General features: G+C 53.3%; 20 protein-coding genes. 14 read left to right on the plus strand and 6 right to left on the minus strand.

Annotation, left to right across the window (positions count from 1 at the left end):
• Window positions 1–2: 2 nt before the first annotated feature.
• From AMM03_RS00440 to ppc, 3 genes are all read right to left on the minus strand, one after another.
• Window positions 3–515 (minus strand): hemerythrin domain-containing protein, encoded by a 513-nt coding sequence (locus tag AMM03_RS00440; protein ID WP_090128528.1) that lies wholly within the window; start codon window positions 513–515, stop codon window positions 3–5.
• Window positions 516–527: 12 nt separating this feature from the next.
• Window positions 528–1982, minus strand: coding sequence for an argininosuccinate lyase (argH, locus tag AMM03_RS00445; protein WP_090128529.1), 1455 nt, complete (start codon window positions 1980–1982; stop codon window positions 528–530).
• 89 nt (window positions 1983–2071) lie between these two features.
• The gene (gene ppc, locus AMM03_RS00450) at window positions 2072–4894 is read right to left on the minus strand and encodes a phosphoenolpyruvate carboxylase (protein WP_194942704.1); all 2823 of its coding nucleotides are present in this window, start codon (window positions 4892–4894) and stop codon (window positions 2072–2074) included.
• Window positions 4895–4968: 74 nt separating this feature from the next.
• Here ppc and hemC point away from each other — a divergent pair, with 74 nt between their 5' ends.
• The 4 genes from hemC to AMM03_RS00470 are packed head-to-tail and all read left to right on the plus strand — an operon-like array spanning window position 4969 to window position 9078.
• The gene (hemC, locus tag AMM03_RS00455; RefSeq protein ID WP_255349612.1) at window positions 4969–5898 is read left to right on the plus strand and encodes a hydroxymethylbilane synthase; all 930 of its coding nucleotides are present in this window, start codon (window positions 4969–4971) and stop codon (window positions 5896–5898) included.
• Between the two features lie 19 nt (window positions 5899–5917).
• A complete protein-coding gene (locus AMM03_RS00460) occupies window positions 5918–6700 on the plus strand; it encodes a uroporphyrinogen-III synthase (RefSeq protein ID WP_090128530.1) in 783 nt (260 codons plus the stop codon).
• Window positions 6697–7785 carry a uroporphyrinogen-III C-methyltransferase gene (locus tag AMM03_RS00465; protein ID WP_090128531.1) on the plus strand — a complete coding sequence of 363 codons (1089 nt, stop codon included), beginning with the start codon at window positions 6697–6699 and terminating at the stop codon, window positions 7783–7785. Before AMM03_RS00460 ends, AMM03_RS00465 begins: the two co-directional genes overlap by 4 nt.
• A 6-nt stretch (window positions 7786–7791) precedes the next feature.
• The gene (locus AMM03_RS00470; RefSeq protein ID WP_090128532.1) at window positions 7792–9078 is read left to right on the plus strand and encodes a heme biosynthesis protein HemY; all 1287 of its coding nucleotides are present in this window, start codon (window positions 7792–7794) and stop codon (window positions 9076–9078) included.
• Window positions 9079–9146: 68 nt separating this feature from the next.
• Here the strand turns inward: AMM03_RS00470 and AMM03_RS00475 are convergent, their stop codons facing one another.
• Window positions 9147–12077, minus strand: a complete 2931-nt coding sequence (locus AMM03_RS00475) for an Rne/Rng family ribonuclease (RefSeq protein WP_090128533.1) — start codon at window positions 12075–12077, stop codon at window positions 9147–9149.
• Window positions 12078–12607: 530 nt separating this feature from the next.
• Here AMM03_RS00475 and AMM03_RS00485 point away from each other — a divergent pair.
• From AMM03_RS00485 to AMM03_RS00500, 4 genes are all read left to right on the plus strand, one after another.
• The gene (locus AMM03_RS00485) at window positions 12608–13627 is read left to right on the plus strand and encodes an RluA family pseudouridine synthase (RefSeq protein WP_090128535.1); all 1020 of its coding nucleotides are present in this window, start codon (window positions 12608–12610) and stop codon (window positions 13625–13627) included.
• Window positions 13593–14267: an HAD family hydrolase gene (locus AMM03_RS00490; RefSeq protein WP_090128536.1), complete on the plus strand. Its 675-nt coding sequence runs from the start codon at window positions 13593–13595 to the stop codon at window positions 14265–14267. Before AMM03_RS00485 ends, AMM03_RS00490 begins: the two co-directional genes overlap by 35 nt.
• Before the next feature lie 82 nt (window positions 14268–14349).
• A complete protein-coding gene (locus tag AMM03_RS00495; RefSeq protein ID WP_090128537.1) occupies window positions 14350–14718 on the plus strand; it encodes a Rieske (2Fe-2S) protein in 369 nt (122 codons plus the stop codon).
• Window positions 14715–15722 carry a S49 family peptidase gene (locus tag AMM03_RS00500; protein WP_090128538.1) on the plus strand — a complete coding sequence of 336 codons (1008 nt, stop codon included), beginning with the start codon at window positions 14715–14717 and terminating at the stop codon, window positions 15720–15722. Before AMM03_RS00495 ends, AMM03_RS00500 begins: the two co-directional genes overlap by 4 nt.
• Window positions 15723–15740: 18 nt before the next feature.
• Here the strand turns inward: AMM03_RS00500 and AMM03_RS00505 are convergent, their stop codons facing one another.
• Window positions 15741–16535 (minus strand): SAM-dependent methyltransferase, encoded by a 795-nt coding sequence (locus AMM03_RS00505; RefSeq protein WP_228764520.1) that lies wholly within the window; start codon window positions 16533–16535, stop codon window positions 15741–15743.
• Window positions 16532–17149, minus strand: a complete 618-nt coding sequence (locus tag AMM03_RS00510) for a Maf family nucleotide pyrophosphatase (RefSeq protein WP_090128539.1) — start codon at window positions 17147–17149, stop codon at window positions 16532–16534. Before AMM03_RS00510 ends, AMM03_RS00505 begins: the two co-directional genes overlap by 4 nt.
• A gap of 25 nt (window positions 17150–17174) precedes the next feature.
• On the opposite strand from AMM03_RS00510, the gene AMM03_RS00515 reads away from it, so the two are divergent.
• From AMM03_RS00515 to fabG, 6 genes are all read left to right on the plus strand, one after another.
• Window positions 17175–17732: a YceD family protein gene (locus tag AMM03_RS00515; protein WP_090128540.1), complete on the plus strand. Its 558-nt coding sequence runs from the start codon at window positions 17175–17177 to the stop codon at window positions 17730–17732.
• Between the two features lie 143 nt (window positions 17733–17875).
• Window positions 17876–18058, plus strand: a complete 183-nt coding sequence (gene rpmF, locus AMM03_RS00520; RefSeq protein ID WP_005794249.1) for a 50S ribosomal protein L32 — start codon at window positions 17876–17878, stop codon at window positions 18056–18058.
• A 74-nt stretch (window positions 18059–18132) separates the two neighbouring features.
• Window positions 18133–19203: a phosphate acyltransferase PlsX gene (gene plsX, locus AMM03_RS00525; protein ID WP_090128541.1), complete on the plus strand. Its 1071-nt coding sequence runs from the start codon at window positions 18133–18135 to the stop codon at window positions 19201–19203.
• On the plus strand, window positions 19200–20177 hold the full coding sequence (locus tag AMM03_RS00530; RefSeq protein WP_090128542.1) for a beta-ketoacyl-ACP synthase III: 978 nt from the start codon (window positions 19200–19202) through the stop codon (window positions 20175–20177). The genes plsX and AMM03_RS00530 overlap by 4 nt, the downstream gene beginning before the upstream one ends.
• Window positions 20178–20197: 20 nt before the next feature.
• Window positions 20198–21148 carry an ACP S-malonyltransferase gene (gene fabD / locus AMM03_RS00535; RefSeq protein ID WP_090128543.1) on the plus strand — a complete coding sequence of 317 codons (951 nt, stop codon included), beginning with the start codon at window positions 20198–20200 and terminating at the stop codon, window positions 21146–21148.
• On the plus strand, window positions 21145–21900 hold the full coding sequence (fabG, locus tag AMM03_RS00540; protein ID WP_090128544.1) for a 3-oxoacyl-ACP reductase FabG: 756 nt from the start codon (window positions 21145–21147) through the stop codon (window positions 21898–21900). Before fabD ends, fabG begins: the two co-directional genes overlap by 4 nt.
• The last annotated feature ends 34 nt before the right edge of the window (window positions 21901–21934 follow it).

A 21934-nucleotide genomic window follows, 5' to 3' on the forward strand; every position in this document is an offset into this window, starting at 1 on the left:
GATCAGCTGCAGCTCACACTGCCGCAACCCGACATGGTGACGTTTTTGATGATGGAAGGGTCGGCCAGCGTTTCGGTTTCGCTGTCAAAGTTGACCGATTTCAAATGCTGTGCCAAACCTGCATCCATGGTGGCGGCGTGCTGCGGAAACCATTCAGCCAAAGCTTCTGCCATGCGTGAAATGATCTCTGTGTCGCCTTGTACGTAGTGAGTTTCGACAGCGCGCATGGTTTCTAATATGGTGGCGTGTTGACCTGCATGGCAGTTGTCTTCGCTAAACCCTGTGGCCACCATCCAGCGGTCTTCTTGCTCAAAATGTGCCACGGTGTGATTGAGAAACTCTCGGTACAAATTAAGTTGCTCGGTTTGTGGCGTGAGCAGCAATGCATTCAGCATGGTCACAAACTCTTCGTGTGTATCGTCCATTCGGCCATCGCCCGTGTGCAACTCAGCGGTCCAATGAAGACCTGCTGCAAAGGGGGACACGGTGCGTTGCTCGGTTTGAGTGGCTTCCATCGCAAAAACCTTTTAAAAATCTAAGCGCGCATGATGACGCGCAATTTGCTGGCGAACTTGACTGGGCGCGGTACCGCCCAATGTGTTGCGAGCATTCAGGGACCCCACCAAGCTGAGGCATTCAAATACATCGGCTTGGATGGCGGGATTGAATTGTTGCAAAGTGGCCAAAGGCAATTCGCTCAAGTCCAAATTCTGAGTCTGCGCAGTTTTGACAGCGTGCGCAACCACCTCGTGGGCATCGCGGAAGGGCAGGCCTTTTTTGACCAAGTAGTCAGCCAAATCAGTAGCCGTTGCATAGCCCTTTTTGGTGGCGGCCTCCATCGCTGCGGCATTGACGGTTATGCCGCCTTCTTTTTGGCCCGTCTGAGAATTGACTTGGCCGCCAATCATTTCGCTGAAGATACGCAGGGTGTCTTTGAGCGTGTCCACTGTGTCAAACAATGGTTCTTTGTCTTCTTGATTGTCTTTGTTGTAGGCCAGGGGTTGGCCTTTCATCAAAGTGATCAGGCCCATCAAGTGACCCACCACACGGCCCGTTTTGCCACGCGCCAATTCGGGCACGTCTGGGTTTTTCTTCTGCGGCATGATGGAACTGCCGGTGGTGAAACGATCGGCAATTTTGACAAAGCCAAAGTTTTGGCTCATCCACAAAATGAGTTCTTCGCTGAGGCGGCTGATGTGCACCATGCACAAAGAAGCGGCGGCCGTGAATTCAATCGCAAAGTCGCGGTCACTCACACCATCTAAACTGTTTTGACTGACGCAGGCGTTGCCTTGTTCGTCCACCATGCCAAGGCTCTTGGCCACGCGTTCGCGGTCGAGCGGGTAGGTGGTGCCTGCCAACGCGGCAGAGCCCAAGGGCAAGCGGTTGGTGCGGCGACGCACATCGGCCATGCGCTCGGCATCGCGCGCAAACATTTCGACATAAGCCAACAAGTGATGCGCAAAGCTGACGGGTTGTGCCACTTGCAAATGCGTGAAGCCAGGCAATATGACTTCTACGTTGCGCTCTGCCACTTCGATCAATGACTTTTGCAGGTCGTTCAGGAGCCCGCTAATCAGGTCAATCTCGCTGACCAACCAAAGACGGACGTCGGTCGCCACTTGGTCGTTGCGACTGCGGCCCGTGTGAAGGCGCTTGCCTGCATCGCCCACAATTTGTGTCAGGCGAGCTTCGATGTTGAGGTGCACATCTTCCAAGTCCAATTTCCAGTCAAACTGGCCTTTGGCAATTTCATCGGTAATTTGGGCCATGCCGCGCTGAATGTCGGCCAAGTCTTGGGCGCTGATGATATTTTGGGTCGCCAGCATTTCGGCATGAGCCAAACTGCCCTGAATGTCAGATTGCCACAGTCGCTTGTCAAAGAACACGCTGGAGGTGTAGCGCTTGACCAGGTCGCTCATGGGCTCGGAAAACAAGGCCGACCAGGCCTGGGACTTTTGATCGAATTGGTTTTTAGACATTTCTAGATTTTATCGGGTCGATGGGCGGATCAAACCCAATGAAACCCCTCAAATCTGACTGAATTGCCTAAAAACTGCCCGAGCGGCCCTCAGCCGGTGTTTCGAAGCCCAGCGGCAATCCCGTTGATGGACAAATGGATGCCCCTTTGGACGCGTTCGTCGGCCTTGCCTTCACGGTATCGGCGAATCAGCTCAACCTGCAAGTGATGCAAGGGGTCAATGTAGGGAAAGCGATGCCGAATGGAACGGGCCAAGGCTGGGTTGTGCTCAAGGCGGTGTTTGTCGCCCGTAATCAGGGTCATGACATGCGCGGTTAGGTGCCATTCAGCCTCAATGGCACTGAAGATTTTCTTGCGCAATTTGGCGTCGGTGACCAGTTCGCTGTAGCGCGACGCCAAAGCCAAGTCGCTTTTGGCCAACACCATGTCCATGTTGGACAACAAGGTCTTGAAGAAGGGCCACTGTTTGACCATCTTTTGCAAAAGCGCCAAGGCCGCTTTTCTTTCTTTGTCCGTAGGCTGATTCAGAAAGCCCTCAACGGCTGAGCCGAATCCAAACCAGCCTGGCAAAGTGAGTCGGCACTGACCCCAGCTGAACCCCCAAGGGATGGCTCGCAAGTCTTCAATTTTTTGATTGGCTTTGCGCGATGCTGGGCGTGAGCCGATGTTGAGTTCTGCAATTTCCCGTATGGGGGTTGCACTGAAAAAGTAATCATTGAAACCAGGTGTTTCATAAACCAGGCTGCGATAAGCGTCCATGCTGGCTTGCGACAGCTTGGCCGCGGTTTCCAAGAAGTTACGGGGCGCGGTCTTGGTGGGTTGCAGCAACGTAGCTTCCAGAGTGGCGGCCACCAAGGTTTCCAAATTACGTCGGCCAATTTCGGGGTTGGCGTATTTTGAACCAATCACTTCGCCCTGTTCAGTCAATCTAATTTGACCGCGCACTGTACCGGGAGGCTGCGCCAAAATGGCTTGGTAGCTAGGCCCACCGCCGCGGCCCACTGTGCCGCCTCGGCCGTGGAACATTCGCAGTTGGATGTTGTGGCTGTTGGCCAGTCGATCAAAGTCTTCTACCAGGGCCACTTCGGCGCGGTAGAGCTCCCAGTTGCTGGTAAAAATACCGCCGTCTTTGTTGGAATCGGAATATCCCAACATGATGTCTTGCTCGGCACCTGAGCGCTGAATCAATGGCGCGATGCCGGGCAGGGCATAGAACTCGCGCATGATGCTTGCCGAGTTACGCAGGTCTTCAATTGTTTCAAACAAAGGCACCACGATGAGATCGACCACCGCTTGGGCATCCAAAGTGCCCCGCAGCAGCCCCACTTCTTTTTGCAACAGCAGCACCTCTAACAAGTCACTCACGGTTTCGGTGTGACTGATGATGTAGTGGCGAATGGCTTCGGAACCATACAACTGACGCGATGTCAGCGCCGTTTCAAAAATAGCCAGCTCGGCTTGAGCATGGGCTGAGTACGTGGCGCCAGGAATTCTCAGTGGCCGTGCATCGTGCAACAGCCCTATCAGGACGGCACGTTTGTTGATCTCGTCCAAGGCGACATAATTTTTTTCGATGCGTGCCGCTGCCAACAATTCCGCCACCACTTTCTCGTGCTGGTCAGAGCTTTGCCGTAAGTCAACAGTGGCTAAATGAAAGCCAAAGACCTCGACCGCTCGCATGAGTGGCTTGAGTCTTTGCGCAGCCAAATCTTGCGCTTGATGGCTTTGCAAAGAGCTGGCAATGGTCTGCAGATCTTCCAGAAAAGTCGCTGCATCTGGATAGGGGTTTTGAGGCGCTACGGCATGTCTTGCAGCATCACCGTCTGTCAACAATTTCAAGGTGGCAGCAAGTCGTGCGTACATGCCGGTCAGGGCACGTCGATAGGGCTCATCGACACGGTGTGCGTTGGTGTCGGGTGAGCGCTCAGCCAAAGCTTGCATGGCGGGCGGGAAATTCACCAACATGGCGGACAAGGACAGTTCACTGCCCAAGTAATGAACTTCAGTGAGGTAATGCCGCAATGCTACTTCAGCTTGTCGTCGCAAAGCGTAGCTCAATGTTTGTGCGTTGACGTTGGGGTTGCCATCGCGATCACCCCCAATCCATTGGCCCATTCGAAGAAAGGGTGCTACGGGATGGTTGCCCAAAGCGTCTTCAAGTGACGCATAAATTTTGGGTATTTCTTGCAGAAAAGTGGATTCGTAATAGCTGAGAGAGTTTTCAATTTCGTCGGCTACAGTGAGCTTTGAAAATCGAAGCAAACGTGTTTGCCATAGTTGCATCACACGCGCACGAATCCGTTGTTCGTTGGCCGCCAGTTCTTTGGGCGACAGTGCGTCTTTGTTGGCATTGACTGCGGCAGCACGCGCTTTGATTTCGTCACGCTCATTCAGCAAATTGGCAATGTCGCGTTCCGCACTCAAAATGCTCTGTCTTTGGACTTCAGTGGGGTGTGCCGTTAATACCGGCGAAACAAAACTGTTGGCCAAAGTTTGAGAGATCACTTTGGGCGTGATGCCAGCCCAACGCAGCCTTTGCAAGGCCACTTCAATACTGCCTTCTTGCGTATCGCCAATTCGCTCGTGAATGGCCCTGCGCCTAATGTGGTGGCGGTCTTCCGCCAAATTGGCCAAGTGACTGAAATAGGTGAAGCCCCGGATGACCATCACAGCTTGGTCGCCCGGCAAATTTTTGAGTAGCTTCTTTAAGGCCTTGTCGGCTTCGTGATCGGCATCGCGCCTGAACGAGACAGAGAGTTTGCGAATATTTTCGATCAGCTCGTAAATTTCGGCCCCTTCTTGTCCCCGAATGACATCCCCAAGAATGCGACCTAGTAGCCGAATATCTTCTACCAAAGGGCGTTCGTTGTCGCGTGAATTGCGTTTCAAGGGGGGGATGCTTACTTTTGGCATGGCAGAACTCGGGTTTAAGGCTCATTGCATGCTAGCATTTGAATAGCTTCAAAAATTACCAAGAGGTTACTGGTTTGAACCCTACTTCCGCATCCAATTTGCAGCGTCCTATCGTCATTGCCACGCGCGAAAGTCGCCTGGCCATGTGGCAGGCTGAGCATGTCCAGGCCATCTTGCAGGCCCGCGGCTATACCGTTGAACTTTTGGGCATGACCACCCAAGGCGATCAAATTTTGGACCGAAGCCTCAGCAAGGTGGGCGGTAAAGGTTTGTTTGTCAAAGAACTCGAAGTCGCCTTGGCTGAAGGCCGAGCCGATATTGCTGTTCACTCTCTCAAAGATGTCCCCATGGACATGCCGGAGGGTTTTGAGTTGGCTTGTGTCATGGAGCGCGAAGATCCCAGAGACGCTTGGGTTTCAGCGCAGTACCCCACACTGATGGATTTGCCCCAAGGCGCGGTGGTTGGCACTTCCAGTTTGCGCCGCACGGTCTTGCTTCGTGCTTTGCGTCCCGATTTAAAAATAGAGCCTTTGCGTGGCAATTTGGATACCCGTTTGCGCAAGCTCGACGAAGGCCAATATGCGGGCATTATTTTGGCCGCTGCAGGTTTAAAGCGCCTCAAAATGGCCGACAGAATTCGGCACATTTTTGAAACGGATCAAATGTTGCCAGCGGCCGGGCAGGGCGCATTGGGCATCGAAATTTGCACGGGCCGACAAGATTTGGTCGACGCACTCAGCCCTTTGGTGCATTCAACTTCCTGGCTGGCTGTGGCTGCCGAACGTGCTGTGAGTCGTGCCATGGGGGGCAGTTGCTCCATGCCATTGGCGGCGCACGCCACACTGGCAGGCCAAGTTTTGACTTTGAGAGCGGCTTGGGGCGATCCCGAAGGGGCGGCCACCTTGGTCACTGCCCACACAAAAGGTCAAGTCGACACCCTGGAACAAGCTGAAGCACTTGGCTTACAGATTGCCGATGAACTGCGCCGAGGTGGTGCACGTTAATGTGCTTTGCCATTGAACCATGACGCAGGTTCTTGTTACACGTCCCGAACAAGATGCTGCGTCTTGGATAAGCGCACTTCAAAACGCTGGTTTTGAAGCCATCCAATTTCCCCTGCTCGATCTAAAACCAGTTTTAGGCGAACAAGACGTAGATTCTGTTTTGGCACAAATCCAAAACAGTCAAGCCGTGATGTTCGTGAGTGCCAATGCGGTCAGGTTTATGGCACAAGCGCTTCAAGCGCGCCCTCAATGGGTGACGCATTTCAATCAAAGCGCCAGAGCCTGGTGCACAGGACCTGGCACAGCTGCTGCCTTGCTCTCTTGTGGCATCTCTGAAAATCAAATTGACCAACCTGATTTGGATGCCAAACAACTGGACTCAGAAGCTTTGTGGCAGGTTGTGCAGCGACAAGTGGGTCCTCATTTCAAAGCGCTTTTCATTCGTGGTGCTGATGAAACAGGCGCCATTGCAGGCAGAGACTGGTTGGCCAACCAACTTGAGTCTTGTGGCGCCCAGGTGGAAGCGCTTGCGGCTTACCAAAGGCAGGCCAGTATTTTGTCGGCGACTCAAATTCAACAGGTTCAGCGCTGGGTCGATCAAAAAGCAATTTGGATCTTCAGTAGCTCTGCCTGTGTGCAAGCTTTGGTGGCGCAATGCCCGGATGTGCCTTGGTCCAGCGCCAAAGCCGTTGTGACGCACCCCAGAATAGCGGCATTGGCGCAACAACTTGGCTGGCGAAACGTCTCAATTGCCCCGCCAGGCATGAAAGCCATGCAGGCCTCTATAAAATCTATGGCATGAGCACCGAAAACACCCCAGACAACCTCGCCAGTGCAAGCGCTCAACAAGGAAGCAGTCCTTCGCTTGAAAAGAATGCCACGCCATCTGGCATTTCAACTTCGCGGCGACCATTTACCTTTTGGGGTCCCATGGTGTTGGCCGTCTTGGCCCTTATTTTCAGTGGCATGCTTTGGGAAAAACTCTCACGCATTCAAGGGCAGTTGGCCCGACAAAGTGCCGATGCAGGGCAGCAATCACTAGAAGCAAAAGCTTGGGCCAAACAGGCTCAAGACAGTGTCAAGGACAGTGCCGCTCGGATGGCGCTGGTCGAAACCCGGCTGGGTGAAGCCACTTTGCAAAGATCCCAATTGGAAGAATTGATCCAATCGCTGTCTCGTTCTAGGGATGAAAATTTAGTGTTGGACATTGAGTCTTCCCTGAGATTGGCTCAGCAACAGGCGCAACTCACCAGCAGCCTCGAGCCGCTGTTGGCAACGCTCAAAACAGCTCAATCACGATTGCAGCGTGCTTCCAACCCCCGCTTGGTCACCATTCAGCGTGCCGTAGAGCGCGATCTGGATTTGGTCAAGACCGCTCAAATCACAGACCTGCCTGGCATGTTGCTGGTGTTAGACGAAATGGTGGCATTGGCCGATGAATTGCCGCTGGCCAACGAGCTCAACCGAACTGCCAGCGCCAACACGAAGTCTGTTGAGCCCAATGCGCAAGCGGTGCCCAATGCCGTTTGGTGGCAGGTGGTCCTCGATCGCATCATGGTCGAAGCACGCGGGCTCTTGCGCGTCAGTCGCATTGACAGTCCTGAGGCTGCTTTGTTGTCGCCAGAGCAAGGATTTTTTCTGCGTGAAAATCTCAAGCTGAAATTGCTCAATGCCCGTTTGGGTTTATTGGCCAGACAAAACGACGCCGCTCGCAATGATTTGGTGGCGGTGTCTGTGGCTCTCAAAAAATACTTTGACCCCAACGCCAAGAAAACTCAGTTGGCCTTGCAGCTGTTGGACAAGGCCCAAACCTTGAGCAAAGGCAATCCCATCCCTCGCTTGGATGGTTCCCTGGCCGCCTTGGCCACAGCCTCTGCAGGAAAGTAATTCCCTATGCGCGCTGCACTGTGGTTGATGAGTTTGTTTGCAGTTGCCGTTGCCTCAGCGCTTCTGGCATCGAACAATGTGGGGACGGTGTCTATTTTTTGGACGCCTTACCGCTTTGATGTTTCTTTGAATTTGGTCTTGTTTGGCTTGGTGCTTGTATTGCTTACCTTGCATTGGGCACAAAGGGCGCTCACAGCCCTTTTTGAATTGCCCAAACAAGCCAAGCGTTGGCGTCTTTTGCAAAAGGAGCGTGCAGCGCATGCGGCCTTGTTGGAAGGCATGGCGTATTTCATGGAAGGTCGATTTTTAAGAGCCCGTAAATCTGCGGAAGCTGTTTTGGCGCGTGAAAAATCTCTGAACGAAGCTGGCGAAGTCATTGAACACGCCGGCGCGCTTCGCAGCGTGGCGCATATCTTGGCGGCCGAGTCTGCGCACGCGTTGCAAGACAAAACAAGTCGTCAATTGCATTTGAATTTGGCCCTCCAAGAACCCCCTTCAGGGCATTCGGGTCTGCGTCAATCGTTGGTTGAGGGCAGTATGTTGCGAGCTGCTCGTTGGTCGCTGGACGATCGCGATGCCGCCGAAAGTTTGTTGTGGCTCGATCGCTTGCCGCAAGGCGTTTCAAGGCGAACCTTGGCCATGCGTCTGCGCTTAAAGGCAGCCCGATTGGCTGGAGAACCTTCGCAAGCTTTGGACACCGCTTTGCTGCTCATCAAGCACCGCGCATTTACGGCTGAAGCCGCTGCAAGCATGATTCGCAGCTTGGTTTTTGAATTGATTGCCAAAACGCACGAACAGGGTCAGATGCAAAGACTCTGGGCACGATTGGGCGAAGCACAACGTCAATCGCCAGACTTGGCCATTCAGGCCGCTCAACATTGGTTGGTCTTGAGGGGAGATGCTGCGGTTGCCCGTGCTTGGCTTAAACCGATTTGGTTGAGGCTTCAACAAGACCCAGCCAAAATTTCAAAAGTCCAAGAGCTGAAGTTGATTCAGGCGCTCGATCAAAGTTTTTCAGGCGCAGACACTCAGGATGAAAAAGATTGGTTGGTCACCATTGAGGCTGCGCAAAAAGCCAACCCAAGAAATGCCTTGTTGCAGTACTTGTCGGGCCGACTGTGTCAGAAGCGTCAACTGTGGGGCAAGGCACAGGCCTTGCTCAGCCAAGCCGCACCTGTGTTGCAAGATGCCGTGGTTCGCAGACAAGCTTGGCGATCTTTGGCCGAACTGGCTGAACAAAGAGAAGACTTGCCTGCCGCTCTTCAAGCGCTTAAGAAAGCTTCATTGGATTAAAAAAAGGACCCTAGGGTCCTTTTTTGTGGATGACACTGGGTTAACCCAATGCCATTGTGATCACCACATCAGAAGGGTAGCTTCATGTCTGAGAGGTCTTTGCGTGTCTCAACCAAGATCAAAGGACCTTCGTCAAAGACCACTGCAGGGGGACGCTCTCTGGGCACATGAACTGGCTTGGGTTCAGCGGCAATGGCTGCTTGAACTTGGGCGATTTTCTGAGGATCAGAGTTCACCCATTGCAAGCCAGAACCTTCTGCCACTTGAATGAGGCTGGCCATGGGCAGCTCATACTTTTGAACCTTGGGCAGGCCAGCAGGTGCTTGTGAAGGCGCTGCTGCAGGTGCTGATGCGCTTGCAGATGCGCTTGCAGATGCCTTGGTTTCTGAGGCGCTTGAAGCGGGGTTGGCTGGACTCGCATTGTCTGCTTGAGTCTGTGCGTTGCCTCGTTCAAAGTACGAGCGTGGTGCTGGTGCTGCCTCAGCGGCAGAAGCTTCATCGCTACCAACTTCATTGCTTGCGTTTTCAGCAGGTGCATTGTCGTTGTTGGTGTTGCGCTCTCTGCGATCACGGCCATAACGATCGCGTGAACGGCGTTCCCGTTTCTCGGGTGAACCGCTTGTGCCCTCTAGGCGATCTTCAGTGCCTTGTGCATTCTCATTGCTGGCAGTTGTTGATGCGTCGGTGTTGAATGGCATTTCGGCTTGCGCATTGCCCATGTTGCCTGCATTTTCACCTGCAACATTTTGACGGCCACCTTCGTTGCGACGCTCACCGCGCTCACCACCACGCTCACCACCACGCTCACGACGGCCTTCGCCACGTTCGCGGCGACCTTCACCGCGAGGTGCGCGCTCTGTGCGTGCTTCGTTGCGTGACTCTGAAGCGCCAGTATCGGCTGCATCAGCATTCACATTGTGTGAGTCGGCAACTTGATTCAGTTGGGCATTGTCGCGGCGCTCACCTCGCTCACCGCGTTGGCCAGAGCGCTCATTGCGATCGCCACCGCGGCGGTTGCCGCCATTTTCGCGCGGTGCTCGGGCCTCGGTGTTCTCGCCTCGTTCGCTGCTGCGCTCGGTTTTTTCATTGCGCTCGGTGCCGCCTTCATTGCGATCGTTTCGATCACCTCTGCGGCCACCGCGGCCACCGCGACCGCCACGGCGTTCGCCGTTGCGCTCACCACTTCGCTCGCCGCGTTCTGTGCGCTCGCCATCTTTGCCTGTGCGTTCGCCGCGCTTGCCAACGTTCTTGGCGGGTTCTTCTTGGACAGCTGACTCGGCGCCAAATAAACGTTTCAACCAGCCAAAGAAACCACCACTGCTTTCGGTTTTGGTTTCGACGGGCGCTGGCTTAGACACCTTGGCTGTTTCTGGTTTGGGTGTGGCTGCTGGCGCTGGTGCGTCAGGCAACACACCTTTGATGACCGGCGTTTGGCGGTTGGTGGGCTCTTGTGAGCGACGCGTGACGGTGGTGGGATCTTCCACTTCTTCCGCCATGGTGTAGCTGGCTTCGATGTTGTCCAAACGGGGATCGTCGTGCTTCAAACGTTCCAGTTTGTAGTGTGGTGTTTCCAAAGACTTATTGGGCACTAACAACACATTGATGCGTTGCTTCAATTCAATCTTGGCAATCTCAGGGCGCTTTTCGTTCAACAAGAATGATGCCACTTCCACGGGCACTTGTGCGTGCACTGCGGCCGTGTTGTCCTTCATGGACTCCTCTTGGATGATTCGCAAAATTTGCAAAGCCGAGCTCTCTGTGTCGCGCACGTGGCCAGAGCCACCGCAACGAGGGCAGGGGATTGAAGAGCCTTCTGACAAAGCGGGCTTCAAGCGTTGGCGGCTCATTTCTAAGAGGCCAAATTTGCTGATGGAACCAAATTGAACACGTGCACGGTCTTGACGCAAAGCATCGCGCAAGCGGTTTTCCACTTCGCGGCGATTGCGTGACTCTTCCATGTCAATGAAGTCAATGACGATCAGTCCGCCCAAATCGCGCAAGCGCATCTGGCGGGCCACTTCGTCTGCGGCTTCCAGGTTGGTGCGGGTGGCGGTTTCTTCAATGTCGCCGCCCTTGATGGCGCGTGCAGAGTTGACGTCAACAGACACCAAAGCTTCGGTGTGATCAATCACGATGGCGCCGCCTGAAGGCAGTTGCACTGTGCGTGCATAAGCCGATTCAATTTGATGCTCAATTTGGAAGCGGCTGAACAAAGGCGCATCGTCGCGGTACCGTTTGACGCGGGGCGCAAACTCAGGCATGACGTGGCTCATGAACTGCTGAGCTTGTTCGTAAATGTCGTCGGTATCGATCAGAATGTCGCCGATGTCGCTGTTGAAGTAATCGCGAATGGCGCGAATGACTAAGCTGGACTCTTGGTAAATCAGGAAGGCGCCTTTGGCACCTTGTGTGGCGCCATCAATGGCGGACCACAGCTTGAGCAAGTAGTTCAAGTCCCACTGCAATTCGGGGGCGCTACGGCCAATGCCAGCGGTGCGGGCAATGATGGACATCCCTTTGGGATATTCCAACTGGTCCATGGCTTCTTTGAGTTCTGCGCGGTCGTCGCCTTCAATGCGTCGGCTGACGCCACCACCGCGGGGGTTGTTGGGCATCAAGACCACATAGCGGCCAGCCAAGCTGATGAAGGTGGTGAGGGCAGCGCCTTTGTTGCCGCGCTCTTCTTTTTCAACTTGCACCAGGAGTTCTTGGCCTTCGCGAATGACATCGTTGATGCGCGCTTGGCTAACTGGAACGCCTTCGGCGAAGTATTGGCGAGAGATTTCTTTGAAAGGCAAGAAGCCGTGACGCTCTTCGCCGTAGTCAACGAAGCAAGCTTCGAGGGAAGGTTCTACGCGTGTGACAACTGCTTTGTAGATGTTGCCCTTGCGCTGTTCGCGGCCTTCAATTTCAATTTCGTAGTCGAGGAGTTTTTGTCCATCGACGATGGCCAAGCGGCGTTCTTCAGCCTGCGTGGCATTGATCAGCATCCGTTTCATGATGCGTCCCTTCTTTTCAATATGTCAGCAAAACAAACCCTGCCAAATGTGGCGTTGGGGTCGGATCACCTGTTTAACAACCAGCTCTCAAGGAGCCAACGGTGCCGAGACTGACGTTCGAAACGAAGGGAATTGCCAAAAGAATCCAACATTCAAGGGCGCAAATTTGTCGCTGGAATGTGGAAAGGGGCGCGTGGAAGAAGCGAGGCTGTGGGCGCGCGCAGGCAATGGCATCTCGAGTGGCGCAAACAGCCACTGCAAAAAAGACAGCAAAGATCCTAACAACACGCTCATTTCGATTCAATCCGTTCAGGAGCTGAAAAGCTGCTGAATTAAAGTATTCCGTATCTGGGTTTCAAAGCATCGGTCCAACCAAAAGGGTGGTCTGCCACTGTTGGCCCTGGCCTTCAGTCTGCAGATTTCGCTCATGGCGGCATCGAACTTACGGCGCATGTTGGTGGAGAGTGGACTAAACTCCTGTCATCAGGAATTCATTTCCATTCAAATCAACCACTTACAGCACAACGCCGGTGAATCGCATTATAGGCCCCCAAGCCCCTCATTCGGCCAACTCTGCCGCCACAAATACGCCCTTGGAAGTGAAATGGTTGACTGTGGACGAAGAGTCGGCAGGGCAGAGGCTGGATAACTTTTTGATTCGGCACCTCAAAGGGGTGCCCAAAACCCATGTTTACAGAATCATTCGCAGTGGCGAAGTGCGCATCAACAAAGGCCGTGCCGCTGCCGATACCCGGATTGAGACGAACGATGTGGTTCGCCTTCCGCCCGTTCGAATTTCAGACAAGGTCGCAGAAAAGGCAGCCCGTCCGGCACCAGGGCGCGAATTTCCGTTGTTGTTAGAAGACGACGCTTTGATGGCCATCGACAAACCTTCGGGCGTGGCCGTGCATGGGGGCTCTGGCGTCAGTTTTGGGGTCATTGAGCAACTGCGTCAAGCCAGGCCACAGGCTAAGTTGCTAGAGTTGGTTCACCGATTGGACAGAGAAACCAGCGGTATTTTGCTGGTCGCCAAGAAGCGCAGCGCCTTAAAACACGTGCAGGATCAGTTTCGCGAGCGGGAAACAGGTAAAACGTATTTGGCGCTGGTGCAGGGTAATTGGCCGGAGAAGCTGAAAGTTATCGACAGTTCCCTGCATAAATACCTGCTTCCAGACGGAGAGCGCCGTGTCAAGGTAACCACGCTAGACGATCCCGATGGCTTGCGCTCAATCACTTTGGTGAAGGTGGCAGAACGCCTACAGGGCTGCACCTTGCTAGAGGTGACGATCAAAACAGGCCGAACTCATCAAATTAGGGTTCACTTGGCTTCACAGGGTCACCCCATTGCCGGGGACGACAAATACGGTGACTTTGAATGGAACAAAGTCTTGAACAAGCAGGGGCTGAAGCGCATGTTTTTGCATGCATGGCGCTTGCAGTTTACCCATCCAACTACTGGCAAGCGCGTTGAATTGAAATCAGCCTTGCCCCCCGAATTGCAACTTTATACAAACCATGTCAAATCTAAACCTTCGCCCCCGTCAATTTGATTTGATCGCTTTTGATTGGGACGGTACCCTGTTTGACTCCACAGCCATCATCACCCGGTGCATTCAGCGTGCGGTTGTCGATGTGGGGGGCAAAGAGCCCACCCAAGAAGCAGCTTCATATGTCATTGGCATGGCGCTGATGCAAGCCTTGGCCCATGCAGCCCCCGATGTCCCTGTTGAAAAATATCCAGCGCTTGGCGAGCGGTACCGCCACCATTACATGGCTCATCAAAATGATTTGATTCTGTTTGAGGGTGTTTTGCCCATGCTGGCAGCGTTGAAGTCTCGTCACCATTGGCTCACCGTGGCCACTGGAAAAAGCCGCAAAGGTCTGAATGAGGCATTGCACGATGTCGAATTAAAGGGCGCTTTTGATGGCTCACGGACCGCGGACGAAACGGCTGGCAAACCCAGCCCTTTGATGTTGCAAGAACTCATGCGTGAGTTTGGTGTTGAGCCAGAACGCACCTTGATGATTGGCGATACCACCCACGATTTGCAAATGGCCTTGAACGCAGGTTGCGCCAGCGTCGGTGTCAGCTATGGGGCGCACGAGCCTTCGGCGTTTCATGAACTAAAGCCGTTGTACGTGGCACATTCTGTTGCTGATTTGCAAAAATGGTTGCTTGAAAATGCCTAATTTTCTTAGACAATTTGGGGCCGTGATTAAACCCATCGCCGCAGCAATCTGAGCTCCGTGCCATTTAATAAAGGTCGATTTCATGAGCGAAGCAATTCCTTTGTGCAATTCTGCAGACCTGCAGGACAGTGGGTTGGCAGTGCCTTTCGATGTCATTTATGGTGGCCAAACTTGCAGAGCCTTTGCCATCCGCTTTAAGGGCAAGGTTCACGCGTACTTAAACAGATGCAGCCACGTGGCCATGGAAATGGATTACCAGCCCAATCGATTTTTCGACAACAGTGGTCAGTTCATTATTTGCGCTACCCATGGTGCCTTATACCGACCTGAATCTGGCGCGTGTGCTGGTGGTCCCTGCAATGGCGGTTTGATCCCAATCACCTTGTCCGAGCAAGGCGGTGTGGTTCACTGGCATACTGACTTTAATTTAAAACCTTTTGAGTTCACATGAGTTCCGAATATCCCGAATCAAATGACCCCCAATCTCGAAATACTTCGGGTGGCAACAATGCAAGCGCAGGCCATGTGCAGCCGGCTTGGGAGCGTCAAGTGTTGTCTGATTTGGTGCAAGCCAATCTAAAGGAACAGCAAGCTTCGCGCCGTTGGAAAAACGGTTTGCGTTTGGGTTGGTTGTTGTTTTGGATCGTGGTGATGTGGCAAGTCTTGTCGCACAACCAAACGACCGGCAGTGTCACTACCCCTCACACCGCCTTGGTCAATATCAAGGGTGAAATTGCGGATGGTTCAGAAGCCAGTGCTGAAAACATTGTGGCTTCCATGCGTGCGGCCTTAGAAGACACCGGCTCGCAGGGCCTTATTTTGCTCATCAACTCTCCAGGTGGCAGCCCTGTTCAGGCAGGCATCATCAATGATGAAATTGTTCGCCTCAAAGCGCTCCACAACAAACCCATATATGCCGTTGTCGAAGAGTCTTGTGCTTCAGCCGCCTACTACATTGCAGCCGCAGCAGACAAAGTTTATGTCGACAAGGCCAGCATTGTGGGCAGCATTGGTGTCTTGATGGATGGCTTTGGCTTTACGGGTTTGATGGACAAGTTGGGCGTTGAAAGACGCCTCATGACCGCTGGTGAAAACAAGGGATTTTTAGATCCATTCAGCCCACAAACAGACGCGCAACGCAAGCATGCCCAAAGCATGTTGAACCACATTCACTCGCAATTCATTGCTGTTGTTAAAAAAGGTCGGGGCGATCGACTCAAAGAAACGCCCGAGATGTTCAGTGGCCTTTTTTGGACGGGGCAGCAAGCAGTTGAATTGGGATTGGCAGATGACTTGGCCAGTCTGGACCAAGTTGCGCGTGATGTCATCAAGGCCGAAGAAATTGTTGATTATTCACGCCATGACAATGTGGCAGAGCGATTGGTCAAGCGCTTTGGCGCCGCCATGGGCGAGGGCGCTTGGCGAGCCATGCGCGCTAGCACCAACATTCGTTAAGCAAACGCCTTCGCCGTCTTAAACACCAATTGCAAACACGGCGGGCGTTTGGTTGCTCAGACCTGCTGGCGCATCGCCGTTAGAAGATTTCGTCTTGCGCCATTGTTGTAGGGTTGCGCATTGTGTTGCTGCATCTGACAGGGTCATGCCGCTGCTGAACGCCAATCTTGTTGATGCCTGAAGGCTTTGAACCAATGACGCCCACAATGCCAGGTTGCGATAGGGCGTCTCAATGAACAGTTGCGTTTGCCCCGTTTTGACGGCCAACTGCTCCAATTCTTTGATTCGTTTGACGCGCTCTTGAGGTTCTTGCGGCAGGTAACCTACGAACGCAAAATTTTGACCATTCAGTCCGCTGCTGGCCAAGGCCAATAACAATGACACGGGTCCCACAAGCGGTATCACTGTCAAGCCTAATTCGTGTGCTGCACGGACAACCGAGCTGCCGGGATCTGCTACTGCTGGCATACCCGCTTCGCTGATCAAGCCCATATCCTGGCCTTGCAAAGCTGTATTGAGAAGTGGCTTGGCATCAAAGACGCCCAAATGATCGCCTTTCTTGTGAACCTGCCTGGGCAGTTCAGTCATGGTTTGCGACTGAATGGGCAGGCTCAAAGGCGAGATGCTGTCAATCCGCTTCAAATAGGCTCTCGTGGTTTTGGCGTTCTCGCAAATCCAATGGTTGATTTTGGCGGCGGCTTCAATCGTTCCCATTGGCATGACGTTGGTCAGGGGCGCCTCCTGTTGGCAACCAAAATCCAGAGGGGCAGGGACTAAGTAAAGTTTGCCGAGTTGTTTGTTGGCTTGGCTCATAGCAACTTCACGCCCGCTTCTCTGAGCATTTGACATGTTCTGATCAATGGCAATCCCACCAAGGCGGTTGGGTCGTCGTTGTCAATGGCTTCTAACAGGGTAATGCCAAGTCCTTCGCTTTTGGCACTTCCGGCGCAGTCGTAAGGTTCTTCAGCGCGCAAATAGGATTCAATTTCGGAGTCTGTCAAATCTCTGAACTTCACCCTGACGGCCGCCAAGTCGGTTCGCTGATAGCCATTGGCCACACAGACCACAGACAGCGCCGTTTGAAAGACCACAGTCTTGCCGCGCATCTTTTGCAATTGCAGAACGGCATTGGTGTGGTTGCCTGGCTTACCCAGCGGCGTGCCGTCCAGATCTGCCACTTGATCAGAGCCAATCACCACGGCATTCGGGTTTTGCTTGGCGACAGCAAGTGCTTTGGCCAGAGCCAATCGCAGTGCCAATTCTTTGGGAGCCTCGCCCGGCAGGGGTGTTTCGTCGACATGCGGCGCACAAACTTCAAAGGGAATTCGAAGTCGCGAGAGTAATTCTTTGCGATAACGAGAGGTTGAACCCAAGATGACGGGCCAGTCATGTGGGGGCTTGGCGGTGAGTAAATTGTCTTTTGACATCCCTCAATTCTCTTACACTGCCGGCATGGAAAAAAATTTAGATTTAAAACGACTCCATGTCAAAGCTTTTGCCCGCGATGGCGTGAGCCTGAATGGGGCTCAGCCATTGGCCTTTTTTGAGCGTTTGGCTGACTTGGCGACTGCACAAAGCGCTACCGAAGCAGAAAACACCCATGTTCAATGGGAAATTTCTGGGGAGTCCGTGCCCGTTGCCGGTGGTGAGGCTCACATTTTTCTGCATTTGAAGGCTTCTGTTGCCTTGCCCATGCAGTGTCAACGTTGCTTGGGGCCGGTGCATTCGGAGATTGTGTCCGAACAAAGCTTTCGGTTTGTCCCCGATGAGGCTACGGCGGAAGCTGAAGACGATGAATCAGAAGAGGATTTATTGGTCTTGACCCCCGAATTGGATGTTTGGGAACTCATTGAGGATGAGCTCATCATGTCGGCCCCCATCGTTCCTAAACACCCGGTTTGTCCAACTTCGGTGCCCATGTCGGCGTCGGATGAGTCGTTTGAGGCGGCGCTGGCAGAGCGCCCCAACCCTTTTGCGGCTCTGGCCGAATTGAAGAAAAAACCGCATTAAAACTCTAGATTGGCTGGAAACTATGGGCTATAATCAGCGGCTTCGCACCCTTTGGGTGTGAGTTCATTCACTGTTTAACCTAGCCGCGTTGATGTTGAGCTTGTCCTTAATAACGCTGCTTTCAACGCCTCCAAGGAGCCACCATGGCTGTACAACAAAACAAAAAGTCACCTTCTAAACGTGGCATGCACCGTTCACACAATGCTTTGAACGTGCCTGGTATCGCTGTTGAGCCTACAACCGGCGAAACACATTTGCGTCACCACATCAGCCCTAATGGCTTCTACCGTGGTCGTCAGGTTCTGAAAAATAAATCAGAAGCCTAACTGACGCTTGAAATACAGGCCCGATGCTACATTCAAGGTAGCCTCGGGCCTTTGTATTTGTGTTCACTGAAAATATGTCCTCCAAAGAGTTTTACACGATTGCTGTCGACTGCATGGGCGGCGATCATGGGCCGAGCGTCACATTGCCGGCTTGCCGACACTTTTTGGACGCGCATCCAAAAGCTAAATTGCTTTTGGTAGGGCAGTCAGATGCCCTGGCTGGTTTCAAGCATGAGCGGGCGGAAATTGTTCATGCCAGCGAAGTGGTGGGCATGGACGACCCTGTGGAAATTGCGCTTCGCCGCAAAAAAGACTCTTCCATGCGTGTGGCCATCGAGCAAGTTAAATCTGGCGAGGCGGATGCCGCGGTTTCGGCTGGCAACACAGGCGCCTTGATGGCCATTGCGCGTTATGTGCTCAAAACCATGGATGGTATTGATCGTCCTGCTATAGCGGGTCAGATGCCAAACTTCAAGGGTGGTGGCACCACCATGCTTGACCTGGGCGCCAACGTCGACTGCGCACCGGAGCATTTATTCCAATTTGCTGTCATGGGTTCGGCCTTGGTTTCGGTCTTGCAAGACAATGCAAGTCCTACAGTGGGTTTGTTGAATATTGGTGAAGAAGCCATTAAAGGCAATGAAATCATCAAAAAAACAGCCGAACTGCTTCGATCTGCTGCTAACTCTGGCGATCTGAATTTCTACGGCAATGTTGAAGGCAATGACATTTTCAAGGGAACCGTCGACATTGTGGTGTGCGATGGTTTTGTCGGTAATGTGGCCTTAAAAACCAGTGAAGGGCTGGCCACCATGATGGGTGGCTTTTTGAAATCTGAGTTTTCTCGCAGCATCTTCACTAGAATTGCGGCCATCTTTGCTTATCCTGTCCTAACTTCGTTTAAAAATAGAGTGGATCACCGCCGCTACAACGGCGCGGCTCTTTTGGGTTTAAGAGGCTTGGTATTTAAAAGCCATGGTTCGGCGGACGAGCTGGCTTTCGAAACTGCCATCAACCGAGCGTATGATGCTGCCAGACATCAACTGCTGAGTCGTGTTGCGGCTCGAATTGCTCACGCGGCGCCCTTGCTTAATTTGCAAGTCAACGCCTCTGAAGATTCGGCCAATGCGGCTGCTACCGAATGACCATTTACTCTCGCATTACCGGCACTGGCAGCTATCTGCCCCCCAGGCGTTTAAGCAACGCCAATTTGGTTGCCGAATTGGCTGCCCAAGGCATTGAAAGCTCCGACGAATGGATCGTTGAACGAACAGGCATTCGCGCCAGACACTTCGTTGACGCAGGTGTTGGCAGCAGCGACCTAGGTGCCGAAGCTGCACGCAGAGCCATCGAGGCTGCCGGCTGTCAGCCATCAGACATCGATCTGATCATTGTGGCCACTTCCACGCCAGACATGGTGTTTCCTTCTACTGCGGCGCTGCTTCAAAATAAGCTGGGCATTGTGGGTTGTCCCGTGTTTGACGTTCAGGCCGTCTGCAGTGGTTTCATTTACGCCATGACCGTGGCCGATGCCATGATCAAGACGGGTACCGCCAAACGTGCCTTGGTCATTGGCGCGGAAGTTTTTAGCCGTATTTTGGACTTCAAAGACCGCACCACTTGCGTTTTGTTTGGTGATGGCGCCGGTGCTGTGGTTTTGGAAGCCTCTGAAACACCGGGCATTTTGGCCACCGACATCCATGCCGATGGCAAATATTCAGAAATTTTGTGCGTCCCCGGTCATGTTTCGGGCGGCGCCATCTTGGGCGATCCGGTCTTAAAAATGGACGGTCAAGCGGTCTTCAAATTGGCCGTCGGCGTGTTGGAAGAAACCGCTCGTGCATCACTGGCCAAAGCTGGCTTGAATGACTCCGACATCGATTGGCTCATTCCGCATCAGGCCAACATTCGAATCATGCAAAGCACAGCACGCAAATTAAAAATGTCGATGGACAAAGTCATTGTGACTGTCGATCAGCATGGCAATACGTCTGCGGCTTCAATTCCTTTGGCGCTAGACCATGGCGTGCGTTCTGGACAAATTACCAAGGGTCAAACATTGATGCTGGAAGGCGTTGGTGGTGGATTTACTTGGGGCTCTGTCCTTTTAAAATACTAAAAAATATTTGTTTTGACATCATGAGTGCTTTCGCTTTTGTTTTCCCTGGCCAAGGTTCCCAATCTGTGGGTATGTTGGATGCGTGGGGCGATCATCCTGCTGTAAAAGAAGCCGTTCAAGAGGCTTCCGATGCCATGGGTGAAGATTTGGGTGCGCTCATGCATGAAGGTCCCAAAGAAGCATTGGCTTTAACCACCAACACGCAGCCGGTCATGCTGGTTTCTGCTGTCGCAGCCTACCGTGCTTGGTTGGCCGAGGGGGGCGCTAAGCCTTCTGTGGTGGCGGGTCACTCATTGGGTGAGTACTCCGCGCTGGTCGCTTCTGGTGTTTTAACGCTTGCACAAGCCGCACCCCTGGTGCGATTTCGTGCCGCCGCCATGCAAGATGCAGTGGCTGTCGGTGTAGGCGCCATGGCTGCCGTTTTGGGCATGGACGCCGCCAAAGTCATTGAAGGTTGCGCGCAGGCACAGGCCACTTTTCCTGTTGGGAGTGGCGAAGTTGTAGAAGCTGTTAACTTCAATGATCCTGGGCAAACAGTCATTGCTGGCAGCAAGGCGGCTGTCGAAAAGGCCTGTGAAGTCTTGAAAACCATGGGCGCCAAGCGTGCGCTTAATTTGCCTGTTTCAGCACCTTTTCACTCCAGTCTCATGAAGCCTGCAGCCGAAAAGCTCAAAGAAAAATTAGCCGCAACCACGTTTGCTTCGCCACAAATTTCCGTCGTTAACAACATCGATGTGGCTGTAGAAGCCGACGCAGATCGCATTCGGGATGCTTTGTACCGTCAAGCTTTTGGCCCTGTGCGATGGGTTGAGTGCGTTCAAGCCATCAAAGCCAGAGGCGTGAGCACCGTTGTCGAATGTGGCCCCGGTAAAGTTTTGGCGGGCATGGTCAAGCGCATTGACGCAGAAATGACCGGCTTGCCCTTGTTTGATCCTGCCTCTTTGGCAGAAGTCAAAGGAGCCTTGGCATGAGCGCGTTAGCGACAGAATTCAAAGGCCAAGTGGCATTGGTCACGGGCGCTTCAAGAGGCATTGGCGCAGCCATTGCACTCGAATTGGCCAAACAGGGTCTTCAGGTCATTGGTACCGCCACCACGGACGACGGCGCGGCACGCATTTCTGCGGCTTTGTCAGCCTATCCTGGTTGCCGCGGCGCCAATTTAAATGTCAATGACGCTGGCGCAGGTGAAGCTTTGATCGACGAGATTGTCAAATCTCAGGGCGGCCTGCATGTTTTGGTGAACAACGCGGGCATTACGCGTGACACCTTGGCCATGCGAATGAAAGATGACGATTGGGATGCCGTTTTGGACACCAATCTGAAAGCTGTTTTCCGCATGAGCAGGGCCGCCATTCGCCCCATGATGAAGCAGCGTTACGGCCGCATTATCAGCATTACCAGTGTGGTGGGTGCCTCAGGCAACCCTGGTCAAGCCAATTACGCTGCTGCCAAAGCAGGTGTGGCGGGCATGACCCGTGCCTTGGCACGTGAATTGGGTAGCAGAAATATTACTGTCAATTGTGTGGCCCCGGGGTTTATTGCCACCGATATGACCGCTGCTTTGCCAGAGGCGCAGCATCAAGCCCTGATGGTTCAGATTCCATTGGGTAAACTAGGCACACCGGAGGATATTGCGCATGCAGTGTCCTATTTGGCCAGTCCGCTGGCAGGTTACGTTACGGGTCAGGAACTGCATGTCAATGGCGGCATGCATATGTCCTGATAAAATCTCATTTTTTACAACCCTCAGAGGGAAT

This window comes from Limnohabitans sp. Rim11 (assembly GCF_001269365.1).
Taxonomy (GTDB): Bacteria; Pseudomonadota; Gammaproteobacteria; order Burkholderiales; family Burkholderiaceae_C; genus Limnohabitans_A.